9 protein-coding genes are annotated in these 6,615 nt (G+C 67.0%); 6 read left to right on the forward strand and 3 right to left on the reverse strand.

Annotated elements, in window-relative coordinates:
* A partial coding sequence (locus ETD86_RS51510; RefSeq protein ID WP_211370865.1) for a hypothetical protein occupies positions 1–899 on the forward strand: 899 nt, incomplete at its 5' end.
* A gap of 61 nt (positions 900–960) precedes the next feature.
* Positions 961–1,563 (forward strand): SIMPL domain-containing protein, encoded by a 603-nt coding sequence (locus ETD86_RS51515; RefSeq protein ID WP_138673919.1) that lies wholly within the window; start codon positions 961–963, stop codon positions 1,561–1,563.
* On the opposite strand, the gene ETD86_RS56395 is transcribed toward ETD86_RS51515, so the two are convergent.
* Both ETD86_RS56395 and nadA read right to left on the reverse strand, forming a co-directional pair.
* The gene (locus ETD86_RS56395; protein WP_170223757.1) at positions 1,560–1,727 is read right to left on the reverse strand and encodes a hypothetical protein; all 168 of its coding nucleotides are present in this window, start codon (positions 1,725–1,727) and stop codon (positions 1,560–1,562) included. The two genes, ETD86_RS51515 and ETD86_RS56395, sit on opposite strands and share 4 nt — an antisense overlap.
* A gap of 321 nt (positions 1,728–2,048) precedes the next feature.
* Positions 2,049–3,200 (reverse strand): quinolinate synthase NadA, encoded by a 1,152-nt coding sequence (nadA, locus tag ETD86_RS51520; protein ID WP_138673920.1) that lies wholly within the window; start codon positions 3,198–3,200, stop codon positions 2,049–2,051.
* Between the two features lie 174 nt (positions 3,201–3,374).
* Between nadA and erpA the strand changes: the two genes are divergently transcribed.
* From erpA to ETD86_RS51540, 4 genes are all read left to right on the forward strand, one after another.
* Positions 3,375–3,728, forward strand: coding sequence for an iron-sulfur cluster insertion protein ErpA (gene erpA / locus ETD86_RS51525; RefSeq protein ID WP_138673921.1), 354 nt, complete (start codon positions 3,375–3,377; stop codon positions 3,726–3,728).
* Positions 3,729–3,830: 102 nt separating this feature from the next.
* Positions 3,831–4,817 carry a carbohydrate kinase family protein gene (locus tag ETD86_RS51530; protein WP_138673922.1) on the forward strand — a complete coding sequence of 329 codons (987 nt, stop codon included), beginning with the start codon at positions 3,831–3,833 and terminating at the stop codon, positions 4,815–4,817.
* 275 nt (positions 4,818–5,092) lie between these two features.
* Complete coding sequence (locus tag ETD86_RS51535; RefSeq protein WP_138673923.1) at positions 5,093–5,716, forward strand: hypothetical protein; 624 nt, start codon at positions 5,093–5,095, stop codon at positions 5,714–5,716.
* Positions 5,717–5,842: 126 nt separating this feature from the next.
* Positions 5,843–6,130, forward strand: a complete 288-nt coding sequence (locus ETD86_RS51540) for a hypothetical protein (RefSeq protein ID WP_211370866.1) — start codon at positions 5,843–5,845, stop codon at positions 6,128–6,130.
* 252 nt (positions 6,131–6,382) lie between these two features.
* Here ETD86_RS51540 and ETD86_RS57685 read toward each other — a convergent pair.
* Positions 6,383–6,615, reverse strand: a 233-nt coding sequence (locus tag ETD86_RS57685) for a hypothetical protein (RefSeq protein WP_211370867.1), incomplete at its 5' end; no start/stop codon positions are given.

A 6,615-nucleotide genomic window follows, 5' to 3' on the forward strand; every position in this document is an offset into this window, starting at 1 on the left:
CGCCAACCCCGACCCCCACAGCCCGCACGATCCCACTCCCCGGCACCTCCATCCGCATGGAGGAGACCGACGGCGACCCCATCAAGCTCGCCTCCTACACCGTCGACCGCGGCAAGCGCCTCTACGTGCGTAAACACGCCACCGACACCTTCTCCGCGGACTCCCGCTACTTCGAGTACGCCCTGGACTCCCAGACCAATCTGGCTCTCGGCACCGACGCCGACTACAGCACCGACCTCTTCGCCACCGTGTCGATCGTCGACCACGTCACCGGCGCCAAGCGGACCGTCAAGGTGAGCAGGAAGCCGGTCTTCCCCACCACGCCCCGCTGGTCGCCCGACGGCAGGCACGGCCTGGTCACCCTCTACAAGGACGTCAACGGCAACGCCGTCGAGTACGGGTACGGCATCATCGACGTCGCCGCCGAGCAGGGACGCGCGTACGAGATCAAGGAGACGGGCGCGGGGGAGTGGCGCTTCTTCTGGGACGCGGGCAGCCGGGCGGTCGGCACGTGGGTGGGCGGCCGGATGACGTTCTACGATCTGAACGGCAAGCTGCTGCGTACGCTGCCGAACGTGGGGTCGCCGGTGTGGGTCGAAGGCGACGACATCTCCCCGTCGGGCACCCGCTTCCTGGCTCACTGCACGCCGGAGGGCACCGCGCTCTGCGCTCGCACCACCTCCGGCGACGACCCCCAGCCGATCACCATCCCGTTCACCAGCAACCGCCTCATCGGCTGGTGGGACGACGACCACCTGGCGGTGTGGCGCACCAAGGGAGCCGGGCATGAGGCCGTGGTGATCGACATGTCCGGGCAGGTCACCCGCGTGCTGGCGACCGCGCCCGTCAAGGCCGAGTTCGACAGGATGGGTTTCCGATTCACCCGCACCGCCTCATGAGCTTCGTCTCACCGGGCAGGAAGCCTAGGATCAAGGGCGAAACCCATCCAAGGGGGTTGGCGTGGACATCACCGTCATCGGCGAGGGCAGCGTCCTGGCCGGGCCCGACATCCTGCGCCTGCACGCGGGCGTCGAGGTACGCAGGGCGTCCGCCGCGGAGTCCTTCACCGCCGTCCGTGCCGCCGCCGCCCGCCTCGCCGACGCGCTGAGCCAGGTGGGGATCGCCGCGGAGGACGTACGGACGGTGGAGCTGTCGCTGGGACCCGAGTACGAGACGTACCCGAAAGTGGCCGCCTACCGTGCGGCCCAGGGGGTGGAGGTCGTCATTCGCGACCTCACCCAGGCCGACCGCGTGATCGACACCGTCGCCGGGGTCGGCGAGGAGGCCAGGCTCAACGGCGTGGCCTTCGAGCTGTCGGACCCCGCCGACCAGCTCAAGGACGCCAGAACCCGGGCGTTCCGCGACGCCGCCGCCAAGGCCGCCCACTACGCCGAGCTGGCCGGCCGGCCCCTGGGCGGGGTCGTCTCGGTGAGCGAGGACGTCAGGGGCGGTCCCCAGCCGCTGCGGACCATGGCCGTCGCGGCAGCCGACGCCGGCGCCTCGATCAGCCCAGGCCGTCAGACCCTCACGGTCACCGTCCAGGTCGGCTATGACTTCGCCTAGCGGCTGACCTGGCCCGTCTCCCTCAGGAAGGCGCTCACCGCCGACCGGAATCCCCGCGGGGTCGTCGGTGGACCCTGGAGCGCCGCGCACCGCGCCCGCGGCTCCGGAGTGCCCCAGTGGCGCTTGTCGTGGGCGTTGATGGTGGCGTTGCATTCGAAGCTCACGCCGAACCACGGAGACCCAGCGGTGCGCGACCGCGACATCCGCCAGCGGCCCGGCCACGTCGTCCAGGGTGTCCCACGAGCCCGGTCCTCCTTGGCAGAGGATCACCGGGCATTCTCCCCGGCCGCCACGGGCCACCCACAGCCGCACGCCGATGACCGGCGCGGCCCGCCGCGCCCACGTCGTCAGCGCCTCCAAGGGCTCGCGGATGTCCTCGATCAGGTCGCCCACGTGGTCGGCCTTCAGGCATGGAAGCCATATCGCCGGCCCGCACACCTGGCGGAGGTGCACGGAGTTGGGCCGGGATATGGGGATAAATCGGGTTAGGGGAGGGCGAGCATGCGGTCCAGGGCGACCTTGGCCCAGTACGTCGTGTCCTCGTCCACCGTGATCTGGTTGACCACGTCTCCCAGCACCAGCGACTCCAGTGCCCACACCAAATGGGGGAGGTCGATCCGGTTCATCGTCGAGCAGTAGCAGACCGTCCGGTCCAGGAACGAGACGTTCTTGTCGGGGAACATCTGGCCCAGGCGCTTCACCAGGTTCAGTTCCGTGCCCACCGCCCAGCTCGAGCCCGCCGGGGCCGCCTCCAGCTTCTTGATGATGTATTCGGTCGAGCCCACGTGGTCGGCCTTGAGCACGACCTCGTGGCGGCATTCCGGGTGCACGAGGACGTTCACGCCGGGGATGCGGGCGCGTACGTCGTCCACCGATTCGGCCGTGAAGCGGCCGTGGACCGAGCAGTGGCCGCGCCAGAGGATCATCCTGGCACGCTCCAGCTGCTCCCGGGTGAGGCCGCCGTTCGGGCGGTGCGGGTTCCACACCACGCAGTCGTCCAGGGACATGCCCATCTCCAGCACCGCCGTGTTGCGGCCCAGATGCTGGTCGGGCAGGAACAACACCTTCTCGCCCTGCTCGAACGCCCAGTCCAGGGCCCGGCGGGCGTTGGAGGAGGTGCAGACGGCGCCGCCGTTGCGGCCGCAGAAGGCCTTGATGTCGGCGCTGGAGTTCATGTATGTGACCGGAATCACCTGATCGGCCACCCCGGCGTCCTCCAGAGCCTCCCAGCACTCCTCGACCTGGTCGAACGTGGCCATGTCGGCCATCGAGCACCCGGCCGCCAAGTCCGGAAGAATGACCTTCTGTGATTCGTTCGTCAAGATGTCGGCGGACTCGGCCATGAAGTGCACGCCGCAGAAGACGATGTACTCCGCCTCGGGCCGCGCCGCCGCCTGCTGGGCGAGCTTGAACGAGTCGCCCGTCACGTCGGCGAACTGGATGACCTCGTCGCGCTGGTAGTGGTGTCCGAGTACGAACAGGCGGTCGCCCAGCGCCTCCTTCGCCTTGCGGGCACGTTCCACCAGGCCGGGGTCGGACGCCTGGGGCAGCTCGCCCGGGCAGTCGACCCCCTTCTCGCTGTGCGGATCGGCGCCCCGGCCGAGGACGAAGAGCGGCAGCGCAGTCTGGGTGGTCATGGCCACACCCCCTTATCGTCGAATTGACGATACTCATCATGACACACGGGCGACCGTGCTTTATTCCGGGGGTCTTGGTCCGGGACGGCCCCGGGAATGTGTGGCATCGGCCAGGTGTTGGTAGCGTCATTAGTAGGACGTCGAAACCAGACAGCCGGGTTAGGGAGTCAGCAGATGACGGTTGAGAGCAGCGAGACCACGACGCAGGGCCTGGTCCTGACTGACGCGGCCGCCGCCAAGGTCAAGAGCCTGCTGGAGCAGCAGGGTGAAGAGGGTCTGCAGCTGCGGGTCGCCGTGCAGCCGGGCGGTTGTTCCGGCCTGCGCTACCAGCTCTTCTTCGACGACCGGTCGATGGACGGCGACGTTGTGTCGGACTTCGACGGCGTCGGTGTGGTCACCGACCGGATGAGCGCTCCTTACCTGATGGGCGCCACCATCGACTTCGTCGACACCATCGAGAAGCAGGGCTTCACCATCGACAACCCCAACGCCACCGGCTCGTGCGCCTGTGGTGACTCGTTCAACTAGTCGTAGGTCGGTCGCCGGGTCCCGCTCGCCTTTGTGCGCGCGGGACCTTGCCGTATTCTCGTGGGGCTCATTGGCCTGCTGACAACGAGGAAGAAGAATCCCGTGCGCATCGCCGTCACCGGCTCCATCGCGACAGACCACCTGATGACCTTCCCAGGAAGCTTCGGCGATCAGCTCATCGCCGAGCAGCTCGACCGGGTGTCACTCTCGTTCCTGGTCGATGACCTTCAGATCCGGCGCGGCGGGTGCGCCGCGAACATCGCGTTCGGCATGGGCTGCCTCGGCCTGAAGCCGATTCTGGTGGGAGCCGTCGGCAACGACTTCGCCGACTACCGGTCATGGCTGGAGCGTCACGGTGTCGACTGCGGCTCCGTGCACATCTCCGAGACCCAGCACACCGCGCGTTTCCTGTGCACCACCGACGAGCACCACAACCAGATCGCCTCCTTCTACACGGGAGCGATGGCCGAGGCGCGGCTCATCGAGCTGCGGCCTGTCGCCGACCGGGTCGGCGGTCTCGACCTGGTGCTCATCAGCCCCAACGACCCCGACGCGATGTTGCGGCACACCGACGAGTGCCGCCAGCGCGGCATCCCGTTCGCCGCGGACATCTCCCAGCAGCTGGCGCGCATGGAGGACGAGCAGATCCGCCAGCTCGTCGACGGGGCCGCCTATCTCTTCTCCAACGACTACGAGAAGGGGCTCATCGAGCAGAAGACCGGCTGGTCGGACGAGGAGATCCTGGACCGGGTCGGGGTGCGGATCACCACGCTCGGGCCCAAGGGCGCCGTCATCGACCGCAAGGGCGAGCCGTCCATTCAGGTGGCGCCTGCTCCTGAGCGGGGCAAGGCCGACCCCACCGGCGTCGGTGACGCCTTCCGCGCCGGGTTCATGTCCGGGCTGGCCTGGGGGCTGCCGCTGGAGCGGTGCGGGCAGATCGGCAACCTCACCGCCACGCACGTGCTGGAGCGGGTCGGCGGGCAGGAGTACGAGCTCGGGCAGCAGAGTTTCCTCGAGCGTTTCACCGCGGCCTATGGGGCGGAGGCCGCAGCGGAGATCGCCGAGCACGTCCGCTGCTACCACCCCTGAGCACCCCTTGACGACGTTCGCTGCTCGTCCTTGAGCAGCGTGCCTCGGAGCGCCCCGTCTCCGGCCGGCGAATTCCAGGGGTTGTCGCAACACAGTGGTCGCTTACCAATCTCCAGGAGAATAGCGGCGCCTGGCGGAGGATCCCGCCAGGCGTCCGCACAGGTAGGAACAGATCGATCTGATCATCGTCGGAGTCGCTTCGGCGTGCCCTCGGCTCGCTGCGCCCTCTGCGCGCAATCGGCTCATGAGATTCTGATATCGCGCATGATGGCGACATGTCGCATCTTTCGCTGTTAAGGGAGAGCAAGAGCCGCCATATCGCTGTCTACGCGTTCCTGCTGGTGGTAACCGCTAGCGCGTCCGCGGTGCTGGTCGCCCCTAACCTCCAGCTGGGGAATGACTTGGTGACTGACCCGCAGTGGCCGGGACAGTACGTCGCGGAGTGGCATCGCGAGGCTGTCTTGGCCGCTACTACTGGTAGCGCGGTCGGGCATGTGTGCGCGCTGCTCGCCGGTCTGTTGGTCGCGCGGTGGGGCATGCATAAGGCGCGTCGGGCCGGCCTTATCACAGCACTGCTTGTCGGTTCGGGGCTGGGGGCGACCGAGTTGGCGGTGGCGTCATGGACGGCGACGCCTCTCCTGCGTGATCTGTCGGGATTCCCCGGGACGGGGGACCCGCTGGAAGACTGGATCATCGACCCGAGCCTCCAGAACCACATCCCCGTCTTGGTCGCCATGGCGTTGACCTTCGCCGTGTTCCTGGTGGCCGCGGGTGCCGGGTTCTGGGTGGCCCACCGGGCGATGTTGCTCAGATTCGTCCTGGTGACTGATTTCAGGCGCGAAAAGTGGCTCCACCTTGGCGTGAGTTCTGGCCCCACTTGGCGATCTTGGGGCGTTTGATCTGGCGTGAGTTTTGGCCCCACCTCAGCTGATCAGAAGGTGCGGGTTTGTCGTCCCGCTGAGAGTCCCTGTCAGTGCCGATCATTAGGATGCGCTGATCGTCTGAGGGTAGGGATCGGGGCAGCGGTGGCTGGTGATGAAGTTTGGCGCGTAATGCGTGATGACGTTCTCGTTGGCGAGATCACTGTCGAAGAAGCCGACATGCCTTGGCTCCATGGCCGATTCGCTGCGGGTCCGGCTTTCCTCCCGTTGGCTCCGTTGTTCGAACGAGAGCTCGCGCTGATCGAAACGATCGCTGAGGACTACGAGGAGTGGGAGCGGGTGTATGACCAGATCGCCCGTGCGGTGCGTCTGGTGGCTCCTCATGGGCCGGTGCCCGAGTTCCTGCTTCATATCCAAGGCGATCAGGCCTGATTCCGGTGGAGCGATGAACCCTTCGCCGAGCCATAAAGCTGGTGGCGCATCTCGCCGTTCCAGCCGACTGCGTTTCGGAGGCGGTGTCTTCAAGTCGTCGATGGGTGTGACGAGCGGGGTAGGGAGCCAGGGCCCCGGCAAAGTCGCGACTGGTGTCCGGGTTGAGGTGATTGGTGCAGACGCGCCCTTGCTGGAGGTAGCAGGGCGGGCATGACCGGTTCGGAAGATCATCGAGGTTCCTACACCCGTTGATCATCTTCCGAAGTGAGTCATGCCCGCGTCGCCATCATCCCTGATCGCCTCGTTGTCGCACCTGTCGGCGTACGGGGCCATGTGCAGAGTCAGGTACAGGTAAAGGGGCTCTGTCGCTGATCTTGTGACGTGGAACGGTTCAGTAGTTGATCGTGTCCGAAGTGTGTCGAAGAGCTTCTCCCGCACCTGGCCGGGATCGTCGTCGAGAACGTCGAACACGCGGTGGACATGGT

Origin of the sequence: Nonomuraea turkmeniaca (assembly GCF_005889735.1) — a bacterium.
GTDB classification, from domain to species: Bacteria; Actinomycetota; Actinomycetes; order Streptosporangiales; family Streptosporangiaceae; genus Nonomuraea; species Nonomuraea turkmeniaca.